This is a genomic window from Streptomyces sp. NPDC050287 (genome assembly GCF_044459385.1).
Lineage (GTDB): Bacteria > Actinomycetota > Actinomycetes > Streptomycetales > Streptomycetaceae > Streptomyces.
In genome coordinates, this window is sequence record NZ_JBITIY010000006.1 from 483,557 (window position 1) to 508,719 (window position 25,163).

A 25,163-nucleotide genomic window follows, 5' to 3' on the forward strand; every position below is an offset into this window, starting at 1 on the left:
TCCACCACGGAACCCCTCCTCCAACGACCTGGTCGGGAGTCGGGCGGCTCCCGGTCCACCGAGTCCAACGCGGCGACACGTCAACGGCTACGGCCGAAGTACGCCGCAAAGGATGGCAGTTCATGGCAGATCCCGTATGAGATATCCGGTTTGTAGCCAAACCCTGCGTGGCGGACCGTGCACAGCGGGTACGTTCTTGCCCGCCGGAAACCAGGGTGACCACGTCGGCACAGCAGTCGGCTCACCGCGCGTTCACCCCGCTTCCGGCATGGTTCGACGGTTCGCACGAGAGGACCCGGCCATGGCGTCGTCAATGGTGACCTCGTCTCAGCCCCCCACACCACCTCGGCCGAATCTCGCGTTCCGGCAGCTGCGCGGACAGCGCTCGCCGGCCGAGTTCGCCGCGGCGGTACGGCGGGCCGCCCGCGAGATCGGTGAGCGGGTCAGCTGCGACGCGCGCTACGTCGGCCGCGTCGAGGCCGGTGAGATCCGCTGCCCCAACTACGCGTACGAACGGGTGTTCCTGCATATGTTCCCCGGCCGCACGCTCACCGACCTCGGGTTCGCGCCCCGCTCGTCCGTACGCGGACGCCGGCCGCTCGCAGCCGAGCACCCGCCCCCCGCAGGCACCTCAAGCCCGGCGGACACCCCGGGCGAGACGCGGGGGGCGGACGAGCCGTATGACACACAGGACACACAAGATCCGTACGGCACACATGGACCGTACGAGACGCACGACAACTACGAGGAGAGCGACGTGCTGCGTCGCGCATTCATGACCGGCGGGGGCGCCACGGTGGCCGCCGCCTCGCTGGGCCCGCTGGGTCTCGCATTCGACGCCGCGGCCGCGGACCGTCCCGTCCGCCGGGTCGGCGGGAGCGAGGCGACCGCCCTCGAGGAGGCCGTCCGCAGAATCCGGCTGCTCGACGACCGGCACGGCGCGGACGGTCTCTACCGGCGCGCGGCGGTTCCGTTGCGCGCCGCGTACGCGCTGCTGGACGCCGGCGTGACCCGCCAGACGACCGCCGACCGGCTCCACTCCGGGGCCGGTGAACTGGCCATCTCGGTCGGCTGGCTGGCCCATGACTCGGGCCGCTACGACGACGCCCGCTCGCACTACGCGGAGGCCCTGGCGACCGCCCGGATGAGCGGCGACGACGCCCTGGAGGCACACGCCTTCTGCAACACGGCGTTCCTCGCGCGTGACGCCGGACGCCCGCGTGAGGCGGTCCGGGCGGCGCAGGCCGCGCAGCGCGTCGCCCGCCCGCTGGGCTCGGCCCGGCTGATGTCCCTGCTCGCGCTGCGCGAGGCGGGCGGCTGGGCGGGGCTCGCCGACCGCACCGGCTGCGAACAGGCGCTCGCCCGCGCGCAGGCCCTTTATGAGCGAGGCCACTCGGACGCCGACCCCGAGTGGATGAGCTTCTACGGAGAGGCCGAGCTGGAGGGCCTGGAGGCGCAGTGCTGGTCGACGCTGGGCGACTGGCCGCGCGCGGCCCGGCACGCGCGCCGGGCGGCCCGCCTACAGGATCCGCACTTCACCCGGAACATCGCCCTGTACACGGCGGAGCTGGCCGACGACCTCGCGCGCGGGGGCCGACCCGACGAGGCCGCCGCGGCGGGCATGAAGGTGCTGGACCTGCTGGGAGAGGTCCAGTCGTCCCGCGTCCAGACGATGCTGGCGGCCACGGCACGGGTCCTGCGTCCGCACCGGCGCGCGTCCGGGGTGTCGGCCTTCTTGGAGAGGCACGCCTCACAGCCGCGGACCGCTTGAGAGTGCCGCCGGCGGTAGGAGGCGGTAGGACAGGTGCCGAAGATCAGAAACGCCTCGCCGCCGCGGACCGCCCGGGCGGGTCACCAGGCCTCAGGATCACGTGCGCCAGGTCAGCAGGCCTGACAACCGCGTACCGCCTGAACCGGCCGCCCGCCTCAGGACACGTGCCCAAGGCGACACGCCTCGCCGCCGCGGACCGCCCGCGCGGGTCAGCGTCTCAGGACAGGTGCCCCAGGTCGTTCCAGCTCTCGATGGCCGGTTCGCCGTACGCCCAGCCGAGTATCGACAGCGAGGCCGGGTTCAGCCGGATCCGCGCCGCGAAGTCCAGCGGCAGGCCGAGCCAGCGCGCGCCTATGGAGCGCAGGATGTGCCCGTGCGCGAAGACCAGCACGTCCCGGTCGGCCTCCCGCGCCCAGGCGACCACCTCGTCCGCGCGGGCCGTCACCTCGGCGGGGGACTCGCCCTCCGGCACGCCGTCGCGCCAGATGAGCCAGCCGGGCCGACGGGCCTGGATGTCCTGCGGGGTCAGACCCTCGTAGGCGCCGTAGTCCCACTCCATGAGCGTGTCCCAGGTGTGCGCCCGCTCGCCGAAGCCGGCGAGTTCGCACGTCTCCCGCGCGCGGGCCAGCGGGCTGGTGCGAATCTCCACCCCGTCGAGGCCGTCGTACGGCGCCCGGTGCAGACGCTCGCCGAGCAGTTTGGCGCCGCGCCGGCCCTCCTCCAGGAGGGGGACGTCGGTCCTGCCGGTGTGTTGTCCGGACAGCGACCACTCCGTCTGTCCGTGCCGGGCCAGCAGGATGCGCGGTGCCATGGGGGACCTTTCCGGGTGAATCGCAGGTGGAATCCCTCCATCATCCCGCACGCTGTGCGAGGGCAACCCGGCGGGCGATCTCTGCGTCTTTGAGGGCCGGGGGCCACTCCATGGGGGAGTGTGAACACGCCGTAAGGTGACCCGACGGGCCAGACATCACCGGGCGCGCGAGACGAAGGGGGAGGCGATCGGATGCTGCAGACCGTGACACCGGGCATCGAGGCGGCCCCTCGGACCCGGCTGCGCTGGTGGACCGAGCTGCCGCTGATCCTCCTGGTGTACGCCTGCTACTCGGCGGGCCGGCTGCTGGCGCGGGGCGACGTGACCACCGCCGTCGACCACGGTCTGACGATCCTGCGCATCGAGAAGTTCCTGCGCATCAACGCCGAGCACCCGCTCAACCGGCTGTTCACCCGCGAGGCCTGGCTGGGTGTCCCGGCCGACTTCTGGTACGCGTCGCTGCACTACGTGGTCACGCCGGCCGTCCTCATCTGGGTGTTCCGGTCGCACGCCGAGCACTACCGGATGGCCCGCACCTGGCTGATGACCTCGACCTTCATCGGCCTGATCGGCTTCACCCTGCTGCCGACCTGTCCGCCTCGCCTGCTCTCCTCGGGCCACGGCTTCGTGGACACGATGGCCCAGTACAGCTCGTACGGCTGGTGGGGCGGCGAGGCGAGTGCCCCGCGGGGCATGGGCGGTATGACCAACCAGTACGCGGCCATGCCGAGCCTGCACGTGGGCTGGGCTCTGTGGTGCGGAGTACTGCTGTGGCGTTACGGCAGGACGCCTACCGCCAAGGCCGCCGGTGTCGTCTACCCGCTGGTGACGACGATCGTGGTGATGGGCACCGCCAACCACTACTCCCTGGACGCGGTCGCGGGCGCCGCCGTGATGGGCGTCGGACTGCTGCTCGCGCCCTACGTCATGCGGATCGCTCAGCGGGCGACGGCGAGCGCACGGGCCCGGTTCGCGGGCGTCCCGGCGGGCTCTGCCGACGCACCGGCCCCACTTGTCAGTGCCGGATGCAAGACTTCCGCGGGTGAGCACATTCCACGGCAGCGCGAGTCCCGGTTCGCAGACGGAGCCGAGCCGAGTGCCTCCCCCACGGACGCGGGGGACGGCGCTCCGGCACCGGCTCGCTGAGCTGCGCGGCCCCGAGATCCCGGCCAAGGCGCTGGACGCACGCGCCCTGGCGGCGCTCGCCGCCAACCCGGGCTGCGAGCGGCGCGCGATCCTCGACGGCGCCGGGGTGAACAAGACAGCCCTGGCGAGCGCTCTGGGCGCGCCGTCCGCGTTCGGGCAGTCGCAGTTCGCCCTCACCCGGGGCAACGCGTTCGAGGCACGGGTGAAGTCGGACGGCGGCGCGGAATTGCTGCGACTGGTGCACGAGAAACTGGACCGCGGGGCCGAACCGCCGTCGGCCGCCGAGGTTCCCGACCTCACCGCGATCGGCCCCGAGGGCCGCACGGCGCGTACGGCGCTCGCCCTGCGCGAGGCCACCGCGGCCGGCGCCTGGACCCTGCTCGACCACCCGATGCTGGCGCTCGACGTGGCGGGTTCCCCCGCGTTCCTGGAGCCGGACGCGGTGGTCGTGCACCCGGACGGCGGCTGGACGGTCGTCGAGATCAAGTCCTTCCCGATGCTGGACGGCTCCGCGGACCCGGCGAAGGTCGGCGCGGCCGCCCGGCAGGCCGCGGTGTACGTCCTGGCCCTGGAGGAGGTCGCAGCCCGGCTGGACCCACCCGCGCGCGTACGTCACCACGTCCTGCTGGTCTGCCCCAAGGACTTCTCCAACCTGGCCACCGCCTCCGCCGTCGACATCCGCAAGCAGCGCGCGGTGACCGCCCGTCAGCTGACCCGTCTCACGCGCCTGAAAGACATCGCCGACACCCTGCCCGAGGGCATCTGCTTCTCCCCCGAGCTGCCCGCCGAGGAGCTCACGGCGGCCGTCGAGGCGGTCCCGGCGACGTACGCGCCCGAGTGCCTGTCCGCCTGCGAGCTGGCCTTCCACTGCCGCGGCCGCTCCCGCACGGCCGGCGCGGTGACCTACCTCGGCCGCTCGGTCCGCGCCGAACTGGGCGGCCTGACCACGGTCGACGACGTCCTGGCAGCGGCCCACGGACAGGCCGGCGACCCGGACGACCCGGCGGTGGCAGCGCTCAGGAGGGCGGCCGAACTGAGGGCGGAAGCCCTCAGCTCGGCGGGGGCACCGGCCTCCGGCCCGGAGGGTGCCCAGTGTCGCTGATCGCCACTCTCGCCCGTCTCGAAGCCGTCAGCACCGGCCGGGCCCAGCCCGCGGCCACCGTCCGGCACCGGCGGCTGGCCGAGCGGCCGCTCGTCTTCGTGCCGCTCACCACCGCCGGTGAGGCCGGCGCCCCGCTCGGCGCGCTGGTCGGCACCGACCGGGACGCGCCGCGGCTGCTGGTCGTACCGCAGCCCCGCGACCGCGACCTCAGGTTCGCGTTCCTCGCGGAACTCGCCGACATCGTCCTGCCGTACGTCGACACGTACGCCGAGTCCGTCGAGGCCGCCGAACGTACCGAGACCGACCCGGAGACCGGCAAGCGGGTCAAGGTCGAGGTGGACCTGTGCACGGACGCCCCGCAGCTGATCGTGCCGAGCCGCGCGGGCGTCGAGTTCGTACGACTGCTCGGCCGCTCCATGCGCTTCCGGCGTACGGCGGAGCAGGACCCGGAAACCCCCTACCCCGCCCCGCCCCGGCTGCCGCTGCTCGGCCGGTGGCTGACCCACTTCGGGGAGCGCGCCCGGGTGCCCGGCTCCTCCCTGCTGCTGGCCATGACCGACGTGCTCGCCCGGCACTGGGCCACCGGTCAGTCCACCCTGGAGGACCAGCACCTGGGTGCCCTGCTCGCCTGGATCGACCCGCCCGAGGGCGTCTCCGGCGCCGAGGCGGCCCTCGATGCCGAGCTGCGCCGGGACGCGCACGGCCAGCTGGTGTGCCCGCCCGCCGGCCCGGCCACCGACCCGGCGTTCGACAACAAACTCCTCGCCCCCGCCATCGAGCGCTACGACCGCGCCCGCACCGCCCTCGCCACCGCCGAGGACGGTCCGCAGGCCGACGACCGGCTCGGCATCCTCACCGCCGCCGAACGCGAACTGCACGCCCTGGTCGAGAGCCGGACGCGTCCCACCTGGGACGCCGTGTGGCGGGGCCTGGACCTGCTGCGGGCGCTGCCGGAAGGCGCGCACGTCGAGGAGCGGTGGACGCGCGACCGCTGGTCGTTCACCGCCCACCGCGACCGTGTGCTGGCCGGTGAGCCCCCGCAGCCGCGTCGCGACGACGCGGTGACCGCCGCGAACAAGCTCGCCGCGCGCGAGCGTGAACAGGCCCGCCTGGAGGCCCAGGAGGCCCTCGACGACCCGTTGGTGATGGCGGGGCGGCGGCTGGCCGGGGAGGCGTTCGCCGGCGAGGTCACGGATGTCGTCATGGCGTACAGCGAGGGCAAGCGGCCCAGCCCCCGTCCGCTGGTGACCGTCCGCACCGACGACCGGCCGCATCTGGGCGAGCGCGCGAAGGCGTTCCGCTCGCTGGGCGGCAAACCGCAGGCCGCCGAGTTCGTGGGCCTGGAGGCGGAGGACCTGCTGGTCCTGCGGATCGTCGACAAGATGGGCCGCGGCAAGGAGCCCGAGCCCGGATCCGTGCCGGAGAAGGGCGACCGGGTCTGCTTCACCCTCTTCGAGCACGAGCAGCGCGGCGGCGCGAAACTGCCCGACCCGGAGGACACCCCGTGGACACACGGCGGACCGCCCGGTGAGGCGACGGTGCCCGATCCCGACCCCGTGACCGAGGAGGACCTGCTGTGACGACTGGGCCCTTCGATCCCGGCGCCGAGGCCTCCCGCGCCACCGACGCGATCCTCCACGACACCCTGCGCGGCATGCACCGCGGTGTCGTCGTCGACTCCCCGCCCGGCGCCGGCAAGTCCACGCTCGTCGTCCGGGCCGCGCTCGAACTTGCCGACGCTGGGCGCCCGTTGATGGTGGTCGCGCAGACCAACGCCCAGGTCGACGACCTGGTGCTCAGGCTCGCCGAGAAGAGCCCCGACCTGCCGGTGGGCCGCCTGCACAGCAGCGACAGCGATCCGTACGACAAGGCGCTCGACGACCTGCCGAACGTCCGCAAGTCCTCGAAGGCGTCCGATCTGGGCGGGCTCGCGGTGGTGATCTCGACGGCCGCAAAGTGGGGGCATGTGCGGGTCGACGAGCCGTGGCGGCACGCCATCGTCGACGAGGCCTACCAGATGCGCTCGGACGCGCTGCTCGCCGTGGCCGGTCTCTTCGAGCGGGCGCTGTTCGTGGGCGACCCGGGCCAGCTGGACCCGTTCGCGATCGTCGGCAGCGAACAGTGGGCGGGGCTGTCGTACGACCCCTCGGCCTCCGCCGTGACGACCCTGCTCGCCCACAATCCCGAGCTGCCGCAGCACCGCCTGCCGGTGTCCTGGCGCCTCCCGGCGTCGGCGGCGCCGCTGGTCTCGGCCGCGTTCTACCCGTACACCCCCTTCCGCAGCGGCACGGGTGACCACGACCGCCGCCTCGCCTTCGCGGTCCCCTCGGACGGTTCGGGCCCCGACAAGGTGATCGACGAGGCCGCCGAGTCGGGCTGGGGCCTGCTGGAGCTGCCCGCGCGGCACACCCCGCGCACGGATCCTGAGGCGGTGCGGGCGGTGGCGACCGTCGTGCGCCGGCTGCTGGACCGGGGCGGGGCGGCCGCCTCGGAGCGCTCCCCCGACCCCACGCCGCTGACCGCCGGCCGGATCGCGGTCGGCACCGCGCACCGGGACCAGGCGGCAGCGGTCCGCGCCGCGCTGGCCGAGCTGGGCGTGACGGACGTGACCGTCGACACGGCGAACCGGCTCCAGGGCCGCGAGTACGACGTCACGGTCGTCCTCCACCCGCTCTCCGGCCGCCCCGACGCCACCGCGTTCCACCTGGAGACCGGCCGCCTGTGCGTCCTCGCCTCCCGCCACCGGCACGCCTGCGTCGTGGTCTGCCGGGCGGGCGTGACCGACCTCCTCGACGCCTACCCGTCCACGGAACCGGTCCAGCTGGGGACGGTGGTGAAGTTCCCGGACGGCTGGGAGGCCAACCACGCGGTGCTCGCACACCTGGCGGAACACCGGGTCACCTGGCAGCCGTGAACGCGCTGGTCATGCCCACGGACGAGGGGCGCATCACGCGGTGCCGGAGCATTCCGGGGAACATCGCGTGGTCCGCATACCTTGACACCGCTGGAGTGTCCATCGACTTCGCCGGACTCCCCGGCCCTCTTGCACGGGCGCGGGACAATGGACGGTGGCCCTTCCGAAGGGGGTCATCCGGTACGTACGAGTGAGGAGAAGACATGGCGGAGCCAACGCCGCGTCGGAACGAACCGCGGCTACGCCCCGCGCCCCTGCTTTTCGAGCCCGCGCAGGCCGCCGAGGACCCCGAGCACTTCTTCGACCTGGAGTCGATCGACGACCCCCGGGCGCTGCTGGCCCGGGCGACGGAACTGACGCAGGCGTTCCGCGCCGCCGCCGACCGCGCCGTGGAGTTCCAGGCCATGGCGGCGGCCCAGCTGGCCGACCCGCGCCGCTTCGACCGGCTGACGCCGGCGGACATCGCCGCGCGGGCCGAGTGGACCGAGGACTACGCGAAGAAGATGGTCGAGTTCGGCCGGGACCTGATGCGCGGTGACGCGGAGGGCCGGGGTACGGCCGACCCGGTCTGAGACGCCTCCCCGCGGACTCCCCCGAGCTCACGCCATGGCATATGCCAGGCGGGCAAGATACTCCTCCTCACCCCTTCCCGTCCGGTTTTTCGGCAACTCTGGGGAAGGGAACGCTCACGGGCCGTAGATATATCCCCATGAGCAGTGCAAGGGATATGTGCGATACACCGAATCCGGGCGGTCCACGGGATGTCTGCACCGCACGGGATGAGCAGACGCGCGTCACCCCGGACGGGGCGGCCTGGCTCGCCTCGGCCGGGGCCTACCCGCGCAGCACCCTCGCGCTCTGGGAGGAGCGGCCGGACGCGCCGGTCGTCCTGCCCTGCGGCTCCGCCTTCGACGTGGTCAGCGCGCCCGCGGTCTTCGGGCGCCGCATGGTCGACCGGCTGTGGACGGAGGGCCCGGGATCCGGACCGGTCGCGGCGTTCCGGGGCCGGATGCTGCTGTTCGCCCCGCCCGGCACGGCACAGCGGCTGCCCTCGCTGCTGCACTGGGAGGAGTTCGGCCGTACGGCGGCGATCCCGCCGCTGCTGTGCCACGGCACCGGCGACGCGGTGACCGTCCCCGCGCCGATCACCGCCGACGGCTCCCCCGCCCGCCCCGACGCCCGCTGGCTGGTCGCCCCGGACACCCGCCACCCCTGGCTGCCGGGCCCGGAAATCCTGCTCTGGGCGGCCGTCCGAGCGGCCCGCGCGGCCGTGCGGATATCGATTTTTCCTCGCGCCGATCAGGGTGCTAAGGTCTACGACGTCGGCAGGCGCCGCTAGCTCAGTTGGTTAGAGCAGCTGACTCTTAATCAGCGGGTCCGGGGTTCGAGTCCCTGGCGGCGCACGATGTCGAGGGCGAGGAGTGTTCGCGGAAAGCGCGAACCGTCTCGCCCTCGTCGTTTTTGCGCGGCTTCGCCGCGCGCCGTGGGGCTTCGCCACCCACACCCCCCCACCGTCGGCCATCGCGGCCGTAGGCCGAGCGCCACCCGGCCGGTGAAGCCCCCTCGCGAGAGCGAGGGGCCTATCGCGTGTCCGGACCACCCAACCCCCGGGCCCGGACTACGTCACCGTGATCTCCACGGTCCACGCCCCCGAAGCCGTCCGTCCCTCCGCCTCCACCCGGACGTTCTCGCCGGGGACCGTGAAGGTCTCACCGAGGGCGACCGGGGCGTCCGCGAGGGGTGGATAGACGGAGCTCTCCCAGCAGGCGTCGGTGTGCGGATGGGCGTCGATCACCTCGATGGGGCCGCGGCCGGACTCCGCGGCGCCGCTGATCCGGTAGACGAGGATGCCGGGCCGGCAGGCCCCCGTGTCGTTGCCCACCGGGCCGCGCGCCTCGAAGGCGAGCGCGCTGTCCGCGCCGGTGCGGACCACCGCGAGCTTGGTCCCCTGACCGAGCCCGAAGGCCGGCGCCCCGGCCGTACCGATCGCCTCGACGCCCGGCCCCGCACCGAGCGGCTCCAGTGTCAGCCAGGTCGGTCCGCTCCGCCGTACGCACACCACCTGCCTGGGATCCAGCCAGCCGAGCTTCCACTTGTGCCAGCCGAACAGGTCCGGTGACATCCCGAACTGGCTGCCCATCAGGTCCCAGTCGCCGACGTACGTGTCCCAGTCGCCCTTGCCGTCGACCGGACGGTGGTAGAGGTCCGGCAGGTCGAAGACGTGCCCGGTCTCATGGGCCAGCACCAGCCGGTCCGGCGGATGCTGTTCGAACACCGTGACGACCCGCCGGATGTCCGTGCCGTCGGCCCGCAGCGGGGTGTCCAGGTTGACCACCTTCGTCGCGTCCGAGTCCACACCGGGCGCGTCCGGGTCGGCGACGAGGTAGACGATGTCGTACCGCGAGAAGTCGACCTGCGCGTCGGACGCGGCGAGTGCGTCGCGCAGGTAGGCGGAGCGGTGCGAGGCGCTCCAGTCGCGCTGTATGGCGTACGAGGTCGACGGCTTCGGCATCCGGATCCAGTGCCGCAGCGGGTGCGGGCGCAGGGCGAACCGGCCGTAGGAGGCACGCGCGAAGAAGCGGCTGGTGGCCGGGAAGTGGTCGGCGGCCAGCCGGGCGGGGGTGGTGAGGTGGGTCGAGTCGGGGAAGGACAGGAAGACCATCACCGCGTCCAGCTCGCGCGTGGGGCGCGGATAGGCGGCGTTCCAGGTGTCCAGGCCCTCCGAGTGGTGGGCGGCGGTGCGCTGGAGGGCGCAGGGCGCCGCCGAGAACGGCTCGGCGACCGAGGGGCCGGTGACGAGGGAGGTCGCCGCGAGGGCGGAGAGGGTGGTGAACACGGCCGCGGTGCTGCGCAGTCGGGGGCGCGAGAACGGACGCGGCACAGGGACCTCCGGGAACGGTTCACGGGATACCGCACCCAGATTGTGTGTATTTGTCGTACTAAGCCCTGTTTACCTGCACCAGACGAGTGAGAGGACCGAAGGGCCGAACGGCCGCCAGAAGCCACACCCCCGGACCGCTCACGGAACGTCACAACTGGTCAGGCGCCTGAAGAAGCCGTCCACGGTCCGAGCAGAAACGATCTGTCAGAAAGGCCGATTGTTCCGGGAGACTGGGGAGTGGCTGGTAGGCCCTTGGGGCAGCCTCTATGATCGGCACACTTTCCTGCCGGACAGCGATCGAGTGCACTGCGGGAGCGAGCGGTGAGCGGAACGTCCGAAGGGCCGACGCCCGCGGCAGACCTCGACCGGTCAGCCGTCACAGAGAGTGATGCCGTCGCGGCTGGCCGTACCGAGCCCCGGACCTACCGCTCGGCGTTCACGTCCGCCCCGCTCGCGATGGCCGTGGTCGACCGTGAGGGCCTGGTCGTCGGCGCCAACTCCGCCCTCGGCGACCTGCTCGGCAGCGAGCCGGACGCGCTGACCGGACGGATCGCCGCCGACCTGGTGGACCTGGCCTCCGACGCCCGCACCTGGCACGCCTACCGCGAGGTCCTGCGCGGCCGGCAGGCCCGGCTGCGCTGCACCCGCCGGCTCAAGCACCCCGACGGCCGGTCCCTCTGGGCGCAGGTCACGGTCGCTCCCCTCCGGGGCGAGGAGCCCGGCACGGTACTGCTGTCCGTCGCCGACATCAGCGCCCGCCGTGAACTGCAGGCGCGGCTGCGGCACTTGCAGATGCACGACCCGGTGACCCGGCTGCCCAACCGCACCCTGTTCTTCGAGCGCCTGACAGCCGCGCTGGAGGCGGAGGCGTACGGGCCGGGCGGCACCGGCCGGGTCGGCCTGTGCTACCTGGACCTCGACGGCTTCAAGGCGGTCAACGACACCCTCGGCCACCGCGTCGGCGACCGGCTGCTGGCCGCCGTGGCCGACCGGCTCACCCGGTGCGCCGACGAGGCCGGGCGGGGCCGGGTCAGCGCGCCGCTGGTGGCCAGGCTCGGCGGCGACGAGTTCGCCCTGCTCGTCGAGGACTCCACCGGCACCGAGCAGCTCGCCGATCTCGCCGAGGCCGTACTGAACGCGGTCCAGGCTCCCTTCGACCTCTTGGGGCAGCGGCTGTCGGTGTCGGCCTCGATCGGCGTGGTGGAGCGCCGGGCGGAGGGCACCAGCGCCACCGGCCTGATGCAGGCCGCCGACACCACGCTGTACTGGGCGAAGGCCGACGGCAAGGCCCGCTGGACCCTGTTCGACCCGGAGCGCAACGCGCACCGCATGACCCGGCAGGCCCTCGCCTCGACCCTCCGCCCGGCGATCGAACGCGGAGAGTTCACCCTCGAATACCAGCCACTGGTCCGCATGGAGGACAGCCGGCTGCGGGGCGTGGAGGCGCTGGTGCGCTGGAACCATCCCCAGTTCGGCCTACTGACGCCGAATCGGTTCATCGGACTGGCCGAGGAGGACGGCTCGATCGTGCCGCTCGGCCGCTGGGTGCTGGCCACGGCCTGCCGGCAGGCCCGGCGGTGGCAGGTGGACCACCCCGGCGAGCCGCCGATCTTCGTGAGCGTGAACGTGGCGGTCCGTCAGGTCTGGGACTCCGACCTGGTCGCCGACGTGGCGGACATCCTCGCGGAGACGGGCCTGGCGCCGCACCTGCTGCAGCTGGAGCTCACGGAGTCGGCGGTGATGGGCTCGGCGGGCCGCCCGCTCCAGGCGCTCCAGGCCCTCAGCGACATGGGCGTGCACATCGCCATCGACGACTTCGGTACGGGCTACTCGAACCTGGCGTATCTGAGCCGGCTGCCGGTGTCGGTGCTGAAACTGGACGGCTCGTTCGTCCGGGGCTTCCAGTACGAGGGGGAGGGCGTTGCTCCCAACCCGGCCGACGAGGTCGTCGTCGAGGCGATGATCCAGCTCGCCCACCGGCTCGGGCTGACGGTCACCGCGGAGTGCGTGGAGACCTCGGCGCAGGCCGCCCGGCTGCGGCGGATCGGCTGCGACACCGGCCAGGGGTGGCTGTACTCACGGCCGGTGCCGCCGGATCGTATCTCCGGGTTGCTGGGGGTCCGGGTCTGAGGTGCGGGTGCGGGCTCAGGCGGCCGGCAGTCCGTAGGCGTCCGCGATGAGTTCGTACGAACGCAGGCGTACGTCGCCGCTGTGGGCGTTGGCGGTGATCATCAGCTCGTCGGCGCCGGTGCGCTTGTGGAGGTCGTCGAGGCCGGAGCGGACCTCGTCGGCGGTGCCGTGGATGACGTTGGAGTTCCAGGAGTCGACGAACTCGCGCTCCATCGGGCTGAACTCGTAGGCCTCGGCCTCCTCCGGGGTCGGTACGAGTCCGGGGCGTCCGGTGCGCAGGCGGACCATGTTCAGCGCGGCGGCCAGCACCTGGCGGCGGGCCTCCTTCTCGTCGTCGGTGGCGAGGGCGGAGACGCCGATGAGGGCGTACGGCTCGTCGAGGACGGCGGAGGGCTGGAAGGACTCGCGGTACAGGTCAAGGGCCGGGACGGTGTTCTGGGCCGAGAAGTGGTGCGCGAAGGCGAAGGGCAGGCCGAGGGCGCCGGCGAGGCGGGCGCTGAATCCGGAGGAACCGAGCAGCCAGACGGGCGGGCGGTGCGGGGACTGCACGCCGCCGGGGGAGGTCGCCTGGACCGGGCCGGGGACCGCGTGGATACGGCGGTAGCGGTGGCCGTCGGGGAAGTCGTCGTCGAGGAAGCGGATGAGCTCCGCGAGCTGCTGGGGGAAGTCGTCGGCGCCCTCGTTGAGGCGGTCGGTACGGCGCAGGGCTGCCGCGGTGGCGCCGTCCGTGCCCGGGGCACGGCCGAGGCCCAGGTCCACGCGGCCGGGGGCCATCGCCTCCAGCGTGCCGAACTGCTCCGCGATGACCAGCGGGGCGTGGTTGGGGAGCATCACGCCGCCCGATCCGAGGCGGATGCGGGTGGTGTGGGCGGCGAGGTGGGCGAGGATCACGGCGGGGGAGGACGAGGCCACGCCCGGCATGGAGTGGTGTTCGGCGACCCAGTAGCGGTGGAAGCGGCGGGACTCCGCGAGCTTGGCGATCTCGACGCTGGTGCGAAGGGCGTCGGTGGCGGTGCGGCCCGCGCCTACGGTGACCAGATCCAGGACGGACAGGGGGGTGGGGGCGGTGCCGTGGGTGGTTCCCCGGATCTCGTCTGCCGTTGCCGTCACTGTGGTGCCTCCTGGTGTGGGCCGGTGTGATGTCCTCCGGGGGTTAACAGGAGGGGGTCTCCGTTTATTTCCTGGTCGGCGGCGGCGCTGGTGCGGGGGTTTCCGGGGGCTCCGCCCCCCGGCCCGGGGTCCAGGGGCGGAGCACCCCTGGTACCCGTGCCGGTGTCGGGGCCGTGTCAGGCCTGGATGATCGGTTCCCTGGTGAACAGGGCGCCCAGTGCCGGCGCGTTCACCCGGCGGTCCGCCAGCCTCAGGGCCTCCCAGACCGTGACCTGGTTCGCGGTGAGGACCGGCTTGCCCAGGTTCTTTTCCAGGGTCGGGATGTGGGCCGCCGTGTGCAGGGCCGTGTCCGGGAGCAGCAGCGCCTCCGCGTCGGGGGTGTCCGCCTCCTGGGCCAGGGCGACGACCTCTGCCTCGCCCCACGTGCCGACCTCCGCCGCCGTGATGATGCCGGAGCCGCGGACGCCCGTCACCTCGATGCCGGCCGCGCGGAGGAAGTCGGCGAAGAGGCCGGCCACGTCGTCCGGGTAGGTCGCGCCGACGGCGACCCTGCTCACGCCGAGTTCCCGTGCCGCGTACACGAAGGCGAAGGAGGTGGAGGAGGCGGGCAGGCCGGCGGTGCGGGCGAGGGTGCGTACCTGTTCGTGGGCGCCCTCCCAGCCGTGCACGAAACTGCCGCTGGTGCAGGCCCACACCACCGACTCGGCGCCCGACATGCGCAGTTCCTCGACGCCCGCCGCGAGCCGGGCCGCCGAGCCCATCTCGAGGAGGGCGTCGACCCGGTGGGCGTCCTCGCCGATGTCGGTGTGCACCAGGTCCAGCCGGATGTCGCTCCCGAGCAGTTGCTCGATGCGTGGATAGTCGTCCTCGGCGGAGTGGCCCGGGTAGAGGAATCCCAGTGCTGTCATGTCCAGCCTTCCTGCTGCTGTTCTTCGTCCGGCAGTCGCGGCACGTCCGGGAGGCCCGGCACGTCCGGCAGTGCGGGACCGAGCCGGGCGGCCGGATCGATCAGCGCCTGGTACGGTCCCACCGCTCGGGTACCCAGTCGGCGCAGCGCCGCCCACATCGTGGCCTGGTTGGCTGAGATCACCGGGATCCGCAGTTCTGCCTCCAACTGCGGGATCACGTCGTACGTCGGGAGGTTGGTGCAGCTGATGAACAGCGCGTCGGCTCCGCCGCGGACGGCCTTGCGCGCCATGGTCGCCACGTCCCGGTACGGGACCTTCCAGATGTGCCTGGTCAGGCCCATGTACGCGCACCCGCTGACGGTGACGCCCGCCTGGGCCACGTACTCCTCCAGCGCGCGGGTGACGGAGACGGTGTACGGCGTCACCAGGGCCACCCGGCGTGCGCCGAGCTCCACCAGCGCCTCCAGCAGCGCCCCCGACGTCGTCACCGACGGCAGCGCGCCCGCCCGGGTCATCGCCTCGCACATCGCCCGCTCCCCGGCGATCCCGCCGACGAAGCTGCCGGACGTGCAGGCGTAGGCCACGACCTCGGGCTCGACGGCGGTGAGCGTGCGCACCGCGTCGTGCAGGGTCTCGTGCTCGCTGACCAGGCGGGCGAGGTCGAGGCTGACCTCGACCGGGACGTACGGCGTCCGGGTCAGATGGAGGGAGACCTCATCGGGCACCCAGCGCCACAGCTCGCGGTCGAGGGCGAAGTCGAACGGGGCGACGACCCCGACACCGCGCTGGGGGCGTGGGCCCCCCAGAAACGAAACGTCCATGACAGACACCGGCCTCACACTGAGGGACCAGGGGACAACGGACCGTACGCACGCCCGTGTTGACGAAGGTAGGTTCGGGTGCGAGCGTGGTCAATCCGCCCTTGTCACACCCGCGTCACGCATCGGTGACCCGCTCGTGTCCGCCCCACGTCAGACGGCCGTCACCGTCCGAGAAACGGCTCAGGAAATGCCCGCTTCCGCGTCCCCTTCCGACCCCGCAGCCTCCCCCACCGTGCTCGTCCTGGACGCCGACCCGCTGCCCCGGCTCGGCAAGCTCACCGGCCGCGCCCGGATCGAGCACGCGGACGCGTCGACGCTCGCCGAGCGGCTGCCGTCGGCCGATGTGCTGCTGGTGTGGGACTTCACCTCGCACGCTGTGCGCGCGGCCTGGCCCGGCGAAGGGCCGCGGCCGCGCTGGGTGCACACGGCGAGCGCGGGCGTGGACCACCTGATGTGTCCGGAACTCGCCGCCTCGGACACGGTGGTGACGAACGCGCGGGGCGTCTTCGACCGGCCGATCGCCGAGTACGTCGCCGCGCTGGTGCTGTCGATGGCCAAGGACCTGCCGCGGACCCTGGAGCTGCAGCGGAACCGGACCTGGCGGCACCGGGAGTCGCAGCGGGTGGCCGGCACGCGCGCGTGCGTGGTCGGGGCCGGGCCGATCGGACGGGCGATCGTCTCCACGCTGAAGGCGCTCGGCATCACCGCCGTCCTGGTCGGCCGCACCCCGCGGACCGGTGTCCACGGCCCGGAGGACCTGGACCGGCTGATGGCCCGCGCGGACTGGGTGATCGCGGCGGCGCCGCTGACGGAGCAGACGCACGGCATGTTCGACGCGCGCCGCTTCGGGATGATGCAGCCGTCCGCCCGCTTCATCAACATCGGCCGGGGACAGCTGGTCGTCGAGGACGCGCTGGTCGAGGCGCTGACCAAGCAGTGGATCGCGGGCGCCGCCCTGGACGTCTTCGAGCACGAGCCCCTCACCCCCGACAGCCCGCTGTGGCAGGTCCCGAACCTGATCGTGTCCCCGCACATGAGCGGCGACACGGTCGGCTGGCGGGACGAACTGGGCGCGCAGTTCGTGGAGTTGTACGAGCGCTGGGAGGCGGGCGGATCGCTGCCGAACGTGGTGGACAAGCAGCGGGGGTATGTACCCGGGCACTGACGTCCTATGGAGGGGCCGGATGACGGAGCTCACCGAACTGACCGCACTGCAACTCGTCGACGGCTACCGCAAGGGCGACTTCAGCCCCGTGGAGGCGACCCGCGCGGCCCTGGACCGGGCGGCGGAGATCCAGCCGGAGGTGAACGCGTTCGTACGGCTCACCGCGGACGACGCGCTCGCGCGGGCCCGGGAGTCGGCCGACCGGTGGCGCAGGGGTGAGCCGGCGGGGCTGGTGGACGGGGTTCCGGTGACGGTGAAGGACATCCTGCTGCAGCGCGGGACGCCGACCCTCAAGGGCTCGCGGACCATCTCCGAGCAGGGCCCATGGAACGAGGACGCTCCGTCCGTGGCCCGGCTGCGGGAGCACGGTGCCGTCTTCGTCGGCAGGACCACCACCCCGGAGTTCGGCTGGAAGGGCGTCACCGACTCCCCGCTGACCGGGGTGACCCGCAATCCGCACGACCCGGCCCGCACCGCGGGCGGCTCCAGCGGCGGCGCGGCGGCGGCCGTGGCCCTCGGCGCGGGACCGCTCGCCCTCGGCACCGACGGCGGCGGCAGTGTCCGTATCCCGGCGGCGTTCTGCGGGATCTTCGCCCTGAAGCCGACGTACGGCCGGGTGCCGCTGTACCCGGCGAGCGCCTTCGGCACCCTCGCGCATGTGGGCCCGATGACCCGGGACGCGGCGGACGCGGCCCTGCTCCTCGACGTCATCGGCAACCCGGACTCCCGGGACTGGTCGGCGCTGAGCCCCGCACCCGGCGCCTTCTCCGCGGGACTGACGGGCGGGGTGCGCGGGCTCAGGGTCGCCTACTCGCCGTCCCTCGGCGGGCAGGTGGCGGTGCAGCCGGCGGTCCAGGCGGCGGTGCGGCGGGGCGTGGAGCGGCTCGCGGAGCTCGGGGCGTACGTCACGGAGGCCGACCCCGACTTCACGGACCCGGTGGACGCCTTCCACACCCTGTGGTTCAGCGGCGCGGCCCGGGTGACCCAGTCCCTGGGACCGCGGCAGCGGGAGCTGCTCGACCCGGGGCTGCGGGAGATCTGCGACCGGGGCGCCCGCTACAGCGCCCTGGACTATCTGGCCGCGGTCGACGTCCGGATGGAACTCGGCCGCCGTATGGGCCGCTTCCACGACGCGTACGACCTGCTGGTCACCCCGACGCTTCCGATCACCGCGTTCGAGGCGGGCGCCGAGGTGCCGAAAGGTTCCGGCCACCGCCGCTGGACGGGGTGGACGCCGTTCACGTACCCCTTCAACATGACCCAGCAGCCGGCCGCCTCCGTCCCGGTGGGCACGGACGGTGACGGGCTGCCCGTCGGGCTCCAGCTGGTGGCCGCCCGGCACCGCGACGACCTGGTGCTCCGGGCGGCCCACGCCCTGTACGAGGCGGGGGTCGGGATCACGCCCGGCGGAAGCTGAGGGACTCCCCCGCCGCCCCGGTCCGCCACAGGTCGTTGCACCCGTCCGCGAGCTGCGGCAGACCCTCGACGATCTGGCCCCAGACGATGCCCGGCACCCAGCCGACGTCGGCGTTGAGGAGCAGGTTGTTGCGCTCGTAGAACAGGGCCAGGTCGACGACCGTGGTGCCGGGGCGGACCTCGCGGTCGTAGCCGTAGGCCTTGGTGCCCAACTCCGCGCCCGCGAAGGAGAAATAGCAGAGGTCGCCGGGAATGGGGGTGACTGTCGGGTTTTCCAGGGGTGGCTCTGATGTCGCGAAAGGCGGGAACAGGGCGTAGATCTCGTTGCGTGCGTATTTGGCGTGGTAGACGTCTCCGGCGAGCGGAAGGGCGTCCCAGACAGCCGCGCAGGTGATCGGCGCGCGATCGTCGAGCAGCTTTGCCGTAGCGGTGATTCCGCGCTTGACCAGCGAGACTTCGATAAATCGGTCAGCCATGCGTTCCATGGTCTCCCGGCAGTCAAGAGGGCCCGGTCGAAGATCGGGGCTGAAATCGGCCTGCATAACTCGCATGCTCTCGGGTAGCTGCGCCGCCATGGCTCCACCTACGGAACATGGCGCACACACGTCCGGACCCACACGCCGGTCGCTGCTCGCGGGGGTGGCGGCGCTCGGCGCGCTGGGTGCGGCGGGCTGCTCGCGCGTGGCGACCGCCTCGACCACCGAGGGCGGTGATCTCCTCGGCCGGCTCAGGGCCGCCGGTGTCGTACGGCTGGGAATCGCGGGTGAGATTCCCTTCGGGTACATCGACAAGAACGGCGACCTGACCGGCGAGGCACCCGAACTCGCCCGGGTCATCTTCAAACGGCTCGGCATCGACAAGGTCCAGCCGGTGCCGACCGAGTTCGGCTCGCTGATTCCCGGTCTGAACTCCCAGCAGTTCGATGTCGTCGCCGCCGGGATGTACGTGAATCCCGAGCGCTGCGAACAGGTCATCTTCGCCGATCCCGACTACCAGATGCTCGATTCCTTCATCGTGCGCAAGGGCAACCCGAAAGGCCTGCACGACTACAAGGACATCGTCGAGAAGAAGGCCAAGTTCGCGACCGGCACCGGATACGCGGAGATCCAGTACGCCGTCGAGGCCGGGTACAAGGAGAGCGACATCCTGATCGTGCCGGACCAGGTCGCCGGGCTGAACGCGGTGGAGGCCGGACGCGTCGACGCCTTCGCCGGGACCGCGCTGACCACCCGTGAGGTGGTGAAGAAGTCCGGCAAGGCGGAGGCCACCAAGGCCTTCGCCCCGCTCGTCGACGGCAAGCCGCATGTCGACGGGGGGGCCTTCGCGTTCCGGCCGACCGAGACCGGGCTGCGGGACGCCTTCAACGTGGAGTTGCGGAAGCTGAAGAAGAGTGGGGAGTTGTTCCGGATCCTCAAGCCCTTCGGGTTCACCCAGGCCGAAATGACCGACCTCACCGCGAAGGAGCTGTGCGGCGGATGACCTCCGGACTGTGGGAACTCGTACTCAAGGGCATATGGACCACGGTCCAGCTGCTCGTGTTCAGCGCGCTGCTGGGCGCGGCGGTCGCCTTCGTCGCGGGCGTGGCCCGCACCCACCGGCTGTGGATCGTGCGCTTCCTCGCGGGCCTCTACACCGAGGTGTTCCGCGGCACCTCCGCGCTGGTGATGATCTTCTGGGTGTTCTTCGTGCTGCCGATCGCCTTCGGCTGGCAGCTGGTGCCGATGTGGGCGGGCACGCTCGCGCTCGGGCTGACCTACGGGGCGTACGGCTCGGAGATCGTGCGCGGTGCGCTGAAGGCCGTCGACCCGGCGCAGCAGGAGGGCGGGATCGCGCTGAGCTTCACACCCTGGCAGCGGATGCGGCTGATCCTGCTGCCGCAGGCGGTGCCGGAGATGATCCCGCCGTTCTCCAACCTGCTGATCGAACTGCTCAAGGGCACCGCGCTGGTGTCGGTGATGGGCATGGGCGACCTGGCGTTCAGCGGCAACCTGGTGCGCCTCGCGCTGCAGGAGAGCGCGGAGATCTACTCGTATCTGCTGGTGATCTACTTCGCGATCGCCTTCCTGCTCACCCGTCTGATGCGCGGGCTGGAGAAGAAGCTGAAGACGGGCGTCGGGAAGGCGCCGCAGCGCGAGGTGTCCGCGCATGAGCTGAAGCGCGCCGAGACGACCGGGGTCGGAGGTGGTATCTAGTGAAGTGGGACTGGGACGCGGTGAGCGGCTTCATGCCGCATTTCTGGGACGGTGTGCTGGTCACCCTGCAGGCGCTGGCGCTGGGGTCGGTCATCTCCTTCCTGCTGGGCCTGGTGTGGGCGCTGCTGATGCGCACGCCGACCCGCTGGGTGCGCTGGCCGGTCGGGGTGATCACGGAGTTCGTGCGCAACACCCCGCTGCTGGTGCAGCTGTTCTTCCTCTTCTATGTGCTGCCCGAGTGGGGCGTGACCCTGTCGGCCCTGACCACCGGCGTCATCGGGATCGGGCTGCACTACTCGACGTACACGATGCAGGTCTACCGGGCCGGTATCGAGGCCGTGCCCGCCGGTCAGTGGGAGGCGGCGACGGCGCTGAACCTGCCGGTGGCCCGGACCTGGCGGGTGGTGATCCTGCCGCAGGCGATCCGCCGCGTGGTGCCGGCGCTCGGCAACTACGTGATCGCGATGCTCAAGGACACGCCGATGCTGATGGTGATCACGGTGCTGGAGATGCTCGGGCAGGCGCGGCTGTACTCCCAGGAGCACTTCCAGTTCACCGAGCCCCTGACCGTGATCGGCGTGGCCTTCATCGTCATTTCCTATCTGGCCTCCCTTCTCCTGCGAGCACTGGAGCGACGTCTTGTCCACTGACGCCCCCCTGATGAAAGAGCCCGACTCCCACTCCAACCCGCCGGTGGACGGCAGCGAGCTGATCCGTCTCGAGCACGTCACCAAGCGGTTCGGGTCCAACACGGTCCTGGACCGGCTGGACTTCTCCGTGGACTCCGGCAAGCACGTCACGCTGATCGGTCCGTCCGGCTCCGGCAAGACGACGATCCTGCGGCTGCTGATGACGCTGACCAAGCCCGACGAGGGCACGATCACCGTCGACGGCCGCAAGCTGTTCCCGGCGCCGGAGAAGCAGGTCCGCGAGGTCCGCAAGAAGATCGGGATGGTGTTCCAGCAGTTCAACCTGTTCCCGAACATGACCGCCCTCAGGAACATCACCGAGGCCCCCGTCACCGTCCTCGGGATGTCCCGGGACGAGGCGGACGAACGGGCCCGCGACCTGCTGGACCTGGTGGGCCTCGCGGACAAGGCGGACGCCCGCCCGAGCCAGCTGTCCGGCGGGCAGCAGCAGCGGGTGGCGATCGCGCGGGCGCTGGCGATGCGGCCGCAGGTGCTGCTCCTTGACGAGGTCACCTCCGCGCTGGACCCGGAGCTGGTCGCCGGTGTCCTGGACGTGCTGCGGGACATCGCGCAAACCACCGACATCACGATGCTCTGTGTGACCCACGAGATGAACTTCGCCCGCGACATCTCCGACCAGGTCCTGATGTTCGACTCGGGCCGGGTCATCGAGTCCGGGCCCCCGGAGAAGATCTTCGGCGAGCCCGAGCACGACCGGACGCGCGAGTTTCTCGGGGCGGTGCTTTGATCTCCGAGGTCCCTGAGGCCCCCTGAGAAGTGAACGACGTTCAACTTCCGAGGTCGCGGCGCCGGGTCCTGCCGCTGGCATATGGCAGGGGTCAGCGCCCCTGCTGAGAGCGGCACGGGCCCGTCGCAATCTCCCCAACAACCGCTCACCGCAAGCCTCTTGCCGGTTATCGTGGAGGGATCCGCTGTCCGGATTACGGCCCAGTCGTTGAGCGACCGAGCGAGCGCAGGGGGAACACCGTGGCGCTGATGCACGAGCCGACCGCGCCGTACCACTCGACCCAGGACGCCCTGCGCGTCCTGGAGACCGTGGCACGGCACACCACCGGAGTAACCGACAGCCTGCTCGCCCGCCTGACCGGCATCGACCCGGAGCGCCTGACCACGCTCCTGAGGTTGCTGCGCCGCGAGGGCTACGTCGAGCAGGTCACCGACGGCGCCTATGTCACCGGCGCCGCCCTCACCCGCCTGGGCTCCGCCCAGGACCGCGACCAGGCCTTGCGCGAGAAGCTCCAGGGTGCCCTGGACCGGCTGCGCGACTCCGTCGGCGCCGCCGTCTACATCAGCCGGTACGTCGACGGAGAGATCAACGTCACCCAGTACGCCGCCGGCCCCACCACTCCCGCGGTGAACGAGTGGGTGGACTTCCGCTACTCCGCCCACGCCACCGCGATCGGCAAGAGCCTGCTCGGCCAGCTCGACCACAACAGCCGGCGGGACCACCTCTCCCGGCACAAGATGGCCCGCCTCACCTCGCGCACCATCACCAGCGACAAGCTGCTGCTGTCCCGACTGGAGTCCCAGCCGCCGACCGTGCCCCACCTCGACCTCCAGGAGTACGCGGTCGGCACGGTCTGCGCGGCCGTCCCGATCACGGCCGGATCATCGGTCGGCTGCCTGGCCCTGTCCCTCCCGGTCGAGCACGCCCACCGCCTGCGCCAGGCCGCGGACCGCCTGAACCGGGGCGCGGCACCGGTCCTGCTGTCCCTCGCGATCTAGGCACCCTGGGGTGGTCGGGAGCACCCCTGAACACCAGGTAGTATTTTCTCCGTCGTCGACCGCCGAGCGCGGTCGACGGGAGTCACGCGCCGCTAGCTCAGTTGGTTAGAGCAGCTGACTCTTAATCAGCGGGTCCGGGGTTCGAGTCCCTGGCGGCGCACCGGTGAAGGGCCTCTCGGGATACGAGGGGCCCTTCGGCGTCCTCCCTGGTCAGCCGCCGGTACGTCTGTTCCCCGGGCGGCCGCCACCACACCGGGTCGGCGCACCGGACCCCCTCCTTCCTGAGCCGCGAACGGTGGATCTTGTTCGTGGCCGTGACCGGCATCCGCCGCACCACCCGTACGAACCGGGGTGCCATCTTCGTGCCCAGGTCCGGCTGGGCGTCCAGGAAGTCCGCGAAGTCGCCGGGGTCGAAGTCGCCCGCGATCGACGCCATCACCTGGTCCCCGGTCACCGGGTCCGGGACGGCGTAGACGGCGACGGCCTCCGCACCCCCGTAGCGGGCGAGGATGTTCTCGATCATCGCGGCGGCCAGGTTCTCGCCGTCGACGCGGAGGCGGTCGTCCGTGCGGCCCGCGAAGTAGAGGAAGCCGTCGGTGTCCCGGTAGAAGAGGTCGCCGGTCCAGTAGCCGCCGTCGTGCCGGCGCTCGGACTCCGCCTGAGGGTTGCGCCAGTAGCCCTCGAAGGGGTTCGGCCCGAAGTTCACCAGCTCCCCGATGGCCTCGTCCCCGTTCAGCAGCCGCCCCGCCGGATCGAGGACGGCCGGCGGGCACTCCTGACGCGTCTCGGGGTGCAGCACGACCAGGCCGGGTGTCGCCGGGCCGACCGCGCCGGACGGTGTGCCGGGCCGCCACTGGATCGCGGCCCCGCCCTCCGAGGAGCCGTAGCCCTCCACCAGCCGCACCCCGAACCGCCGCTCGAAGGCCGCCGCGTCCACCGCGCCGGCCTCGGTGCCGAAGCCCAGGCGGAGGGGGTTGTCCCGGTCGTCGTCGCGCTCCTCGGTGGCGAGGATGTACTGCACGGCACGGCCCACGTACGTGAAGTACGTCGCCCGGTACCGCCGCACATCCGCCAGGAACCGTGACGCCGAGAACCGCGGGCGCAGGGCCACGCCCGCCCCGGCCACCAGGGCGGGCGCCCAGTCCGCGATCACCGCGTTGCCGTGGAACATCGGCATGCAGACGTAGTGCACGTCGTCGGGACGTACGGCGAACTGGTCGGCCAGCGAGCGGCCGGCCGCCGCCAGCCGGCCCTGGGAACAGAGCGCGGCCTTGGGGGCGCCGGTCGAGCCCGAGGTGAAGTAGAGGAGGAGGCGGTCGGCGGGGGCGGCGCGGGAGGGGTCCGGCCGGGCGTCGGCGTAGGGCGCGAGCAGGGCGTCGTACTCCTCGGTGTCCGTCACCAGCAGGCGTACCCCGGGCAGGTCGAGGCCCTTGAGCAGGGGCAGGTGGGTGCGTTCGGTGATCAGGACCCGGCACTCGGTGTGCAGGATGTCGCGGGCCAGTTCGGGGCCTCGGCGGGTGGGGTTGATGCCGGCGACGGCGGCTCGGGCGAAGGCGGCCGCGCTCAGCCACAGCGGGTACTCGGGGGTGTTGTCGAGCAGGACGCCGATGTGTGAGGCGGGTGGCAGGAGATCTTCGAGGAGGGCGGCCCGGGCCGCGGCCCCCGCCGCCACGTCGTGGTGCGTGAGCGTCCGCTCCCCGCACCACAGCCCCGGCCGGTGGTCGTCCCACCGTGCCGCCACGAACTCCGCCACCGTGCCGCGCCGACTGGACTCCATGGGCGGGCACGGTAGTTGACGTACCGTCAGATGTGGAGAGCGGCTACGGAACCGAGTCGCCCATGGCGCCGAACATCGTGTGGGCCACGACCATGAAACCGAGGCAGATAAGGATGATCACCGCGAAGAGCGTCAGCAGGCAGCCGGTGCCCGCCGCCAGCTTCCCGGGCGCCGGCGCCTTGGCGGTGGCCCGTTCGGGGCGGTCCGCCACGTAGCGCACGGTGACGAAATCGCCCTCGACGGTGGTGCCCGGGCCGCCCGTCTCGTCGAACCGGACGAGACGGCCCTCGCGGGTGGCGAACTCGTAGACGTGGTGCAGTGTCGTGCTCACGGACGTCTGGCCGCCGCCGCTGGTCGTCGTGTACGTCCGCAGACAGCGCGCCTCCGCCGTCAGGCCGCTGCCCCAGGCACTGCTGATGTCCCGGGCCCGGCGGATCACGGTGAACGCGCTGAACGACACGAGACCGATCATGAGCAGCGGCACGACGTAGAAGAACGCTTCCATGGTGTCCCCCGAGATCCGTACGCCGTCCCGTTCGGCGGCGTGAGGGGAACCTACCCGCGGGGAGTGCCGGACGGCCTCA

The 25,163-nt window shown here is 72.1% G+C and carries 23 protein-coding genes and 2 tRNA genes; 17 read left to right on the forward strand and 8 right to left on the reverse strand.

Features of this window, described 5'->3' with window-relative positions:
- Window positions 1-301 precede the first annotated feature (301 nt).
- Window positions 302-1,771: a tetratricopeptide repeat protein gene (locus ACIBK3_RS24095; RefSeq protein WP_399368568.1), complete on the forward strand. Its 1,470-nt coding sequence runs from the start codon at window positions 302-304 to the stop codon at window positions 1,769-1,771.
- A gap of 217 nt (window positions 1,772-1,988) precedes the next feature.
- On the opposite strand, the gene ACIBK3_RS24100 is transcribed toward ACIBK3_RS24095, so the two are convergent.
- Complete coding sequence (locus ACIBK3_RS24100) at window positions 1,989-2,582, reverse strand: histidine phosphatase family protein (RefSeq protein ID WP_399368570.1); 594 nt, start codon at window positions 2,580-2,582, stop codon at window positions 1,989-1,991.
- A 192-nt stretch (window positions 2,583-2,774) separates the two neighbouring features.
- Here ACIBK3_RS24100 and ACIBK3_RS24105 point away from each other — a divergent pair, with 192 nt between their 5' ends.
- The 7 genes from ACIBK3_RS24105 (at window position 2,775) to ACIBK3_RS24135 (ending at window position 9,147) form a co-directional block, all read left to right on the forward strand.
- The gene (locus tag ACIBK3_RS24105; RefSeq protein WP_399368572.1) at window positions 2,775-3,728 is read left to right on the forward strand and encodes a phosphatase PAP2 family protein; all 954 of its coding nucleotides are present in this window, start codon (window positions 2,775-2,777) and stop codon (window positions 3,726-3,728) included.
- Window positions 3,679-4,830, forward strand: a complete 1,152-nt coding sequence (locus ACIBK3_RS24110) for a hypothetical protein (protein WP_399368573.1) — start codon at window positions 3,679-3,681, stop codon at window positions 4,828-4,830. Before ACIBK3_RS24105 ends, ACIBK3_RS24110 begins: the two co-directional genes overlap by 50 nt.
- A complete protein-coding gene (locus tag ACIBK3_RS24115; protein WP_399368575.1) occupies window positions 4,821-6,410 on the forward strand; it encodes a hypothetical protein in 1,590 nt (529 codons plus the stop codon). The genes ACIBK3_RS24110 and ACIBK3_RS24115 overlap by 10 nt, the downstream gene beginning before the upstream one ends.
- Window positions 6,407-7,744 carry an AAA domain-containing protein gene (locus tag ACIBK3_RS24120; protein ID WP_399368577.1) on the forward strand — a complete coding sequence of 446 codons (1,338 nt, stop codon included), beginning with the start codon at window positions 6,407-6,409 and terminating at the stop codon, window positions 7,742-7,744. Before ACIBK3_RS24115 ends, ACIBK3_RS24120 begins: the two co-directional genes overlap by 4 nt.
- A gap of 203 nt (window positions 7,745-7,947) precedes the next feature.
- Window positions 7,948-8,316: a hypothetical protein gene (locus tag ACIBK3_RS24125; protein ID WP_399368578.1), complete on the forward strand. Its 369-nt coding sequence runs from the start codon at window positions 7,948-7,950 to the stop codon at window positions 8,314-8,316.
- 155 nt (window positions 8,317-8,471) lie between these two features.
- Entirely contained in the window at window positions 8,472-9,083 is a 612-nt protein-coding gene (locus ACIBK3_RS24130) for a bifunctional DNA primase/polymerase (protein ID WP_399368923.1), read from the forward strand.
- Window positions 9,074-9,147, forward strand: a tRNA-Lys gene (locus ACIBK3_RS24135). The genes ACIBK3_RS24130 and ACIBK3_RS24135 overlap by 10 nt, the downstream gene beginning before the upstream one ends.
- 215 nt (window positions 9,148-9,362) lie before the next feature.
- Here the strand turns inward: ACIBK3_RS24135 and ACIBK3_RS24140 are convergent.
- Window positions 9,363-10,625 (reverse strand): M6 family metalloprotease domain-containing protein, encoded by a 1,263-nt coding sequence (locus ACIBK3_RS24140; protein WP_399368580.1) that lies wholly within the window; start codon window positions 10,623-10,625, stop codon window positions 9,363-9,365.
- A gap of 321 nt (window positions 10,626-10,946) precedes the next feature.
- On the opposite strand from ACIBK3_RS24140, the gene ACIBK3_RS24145 reads away from it, so the two are divergent.
- On the forward strand, window positions 10,947-12,755 hold the full coding sequence (locus tag ACIBK3_RS24145; RefSeq protein ID WP_399368582.1) for a putative bifunctional diguanylate cyclase/phosphodiesterase: 1,809 nt from the start codon (window positions 10,947-10,949) through the stop codon (window positions 12,753-12,755).
- Window positions 12,756-12,770: 15 nt separating this feature from the next.
- Here the strand turns inward: ACIBK3_RS24145 and ACIBK3_RS24150 are convergent, their stop codons facing one another.
- The 3 genes from ACIBK3_RS24150 to ACIBK3_RS24160 all read right to left on the reverse strand — a co-directional run bounded on the left by ACIBK3_RS24150 (window position 12,771) and on the right by ACIBK3_RS24160 (window position 15,594).
- Complete coding sequence (locus ACIBK3_RS24150; protein ID WP_399368584.1) at window positions 12,771-13,865, reverse strand: LLM class flavin-dependent oxidoreductase; 1,095 nt, start codon at window positions 13,863-13,865, stop codon at window positions 12,771-12,773.
- A gap of 176 nt (window positions 13,866-14,041) precedes the next feature.
- On the reverse strand, window positions 14,042-14,773 hold the full coding sequence (locus ACIBK3_RS24155) for a decarboxylase (RefSeq protein WP_399368586.1): 732 nt from the start codon (window positions 14,771-14,773) through the stop codon (window positions 14,042-14,044).
- On the reverse strand, window positions 14,770-15,594 hold the full coding sequence (locus ACIBK3_RS24160; RefSeq protein WP_399368588.1) for an aspartate/glutamate racemase family protein: 825 nt from the start codon (window positions 15,592-15,594) through the stop codon (window positions 14,770-14,772). Before ACIBK3_RS24160 ends, ACIBK3_RS24155 begins: the two co-directional genes overlap by 4 nt.
- Before the next feature lie 187 nt (window positions 15,595-15,781).
- On the opposite strand from ACIBK3_RS24160, the gene ACIBK3_RS24165 reads away from it, so the two are divergent.
- Together ACIBK3_RS24165 and ACIBK3_RS24170 are read left to right on the forward strand one after the other, a co-directional pair.
- Window positions 15,782-16,759 (forward strand): D-2-hydroxyacid dehydrogenase, encoded by a 978-nt coding sequence (locus ACIBK3_RS24165; protein ID WP_399368589.1) that lies wholly within the window; start codon window positions 15,782-15,784, stop codon window positions 16,757-16,759.
- 19 nt (window positions 16,760-16,778) lie between these two features.
- Window positions 16,779-18,176, forward strand: coding sequence for an amidase (locus tag ACIBK3_RS24170; RefSeq protein WP_399368591.1), 1,398 nt, complete (start codon window positions 16,779-16,781; stop codon window positions 18,174-18,176).
- On the opposite strand, the gene ACIBK3_RS24175 is transcribed toward ACIBK3_RS24170, so the two are convergent.
- Window positions 18,157-18,651, reverse strand: coding sequence for a DUF3830 family protein (locus tag ACIBK3_RS24175; protein WP_399368593.1), 495 nt, complete (start codon window positions 18,649-18,651; stop codon window positions 18,157-18,159). The two genes, ACIBK3_RS24170 and ACIBK3_RS24175, sit on opposite strands and share 20 nt — an antisense overlap.
- A gap of 97 nt (window positions 18,652-18,748) precedes the next feature.
- Here ACIBK3_RS24175 and ehuB point away from each other — a divergent pair, with 97 nt between their 5' ends.
- The 6 genes from ehuB to ACIBK3_RS24205 all read left to right on the forward strand — a co-directional run bounded on the left by ehuB (window position 18,749) and on the right by ACIBK3_RS24205 (window position 22,962).
- Window positions 18,749-19,654, forward strand: coding sequence for an ectoine/hydroxyectoine ABC transporter substrate-binding protein EhuB (gene ehuB, locus ACIBK3_RS24180; protein WP_399368595.1), 906 nt, complete (start codon window positions 18,749-18,751; stop codon window positions 19,652-19,654).
- Complete coding sequence (ehuC, locus tag ACIBK3_RS24185; protein ID WP_399368596.1) at window positions 19,651-20,367, forward strand: ectoine/hydroxyectoine ABC transporter permease subunit EhuC; 717 nt, start codon at window positions 19,651-19,653, stop codon at window positions 20,365-20,367. Before ehuB ends, ehuC begins: the two co-directional genes overlap by 4 nt.
- A complete protein-coding gene (gene ehuD / locus ACIBK3_RS24190; RefSeq protein WP_399368599.1) occupies window positions 20,367-21,017 on the forward strand; it encodes an ectoine/hydroxyectoine ABC transporter permease subunit EhuD in 651 nt (216 codons plus the stop codon). The genes ehuC and ehuD overlap by 1 nt, the downstream gene beginning before the upstream one ends.
- Before the next feature lie 10 nt (window positions 21,018-21,027).
- Window positions 21,028-21,804, forward strand: a complete 777-nt coding sequence (gene ehuA, locus ACIBK3_RS24195) for an ectoine/hydroxyectoine ABC transporter ATP-binding protein EhuA (RefSeq protein WP_399368925.1) — start codon at window positions 21,028-21,030, stop codon at window positions 21,802-21,804.
- A gap of 239 nt (window positions 21,805-22,043) precedes the next feature.
- The gene (locus tag ACIBK3_RS24200) at window positions 22,044-22,802 is read left to right on the forward strand and encodes an IclR family transcriptional regulator C-terminal domain-containing protein (protein WP_399368601.1); all 759 of its coding nucleotides are present in this window, start codon (window positions 22,044-22,046) and stop codon (window positions 22,800-22,802) included.
- An 86-nt stretch (window positions 22,803-22,888) separates the two neighbouring features.
- Window positions 22,889-22,962, forward strand: a tRNA-Lys gene (locus ACIBK3_RS24205).
- Here the strand turns inward: ACIBK3_RS24205 and ACIBK3_RS24210 are convergent.
- Both ACIBK3_RS24210 and ACIBK3_RS24215 read right to left on the reverse strand, forming a co-directional pair.
- Window positions 22,924-24,579, reverse strand: coding sequence for a long-chain-fatty-acid--CoA ligase (locus ACIBK3_RS24210; RefSeq protein WP_399368926.1), 1,656 nt, complete (start codon window positions 24,577-24,579; stop codon window positions 22,924-22,926). The genes ACIBK3_RS24205 and ACIBK3_RS24210 overlap by 39 nt on opposite strands.
- Before the next feature lie 43 nt (window positions 24,580-24,622).
- A complete protein-coding gene (locus ACIBK3_RS24215; protein ID WP_399368603.1) occupies window positions 24,623-25,084 on the reverse strand; it encodes a DUF3592 domain-containing protein in 462 nt (153 codons plus the stop codon).
- Window positions 25,085-25,163 lie beyond the last annotated feature (79 nt).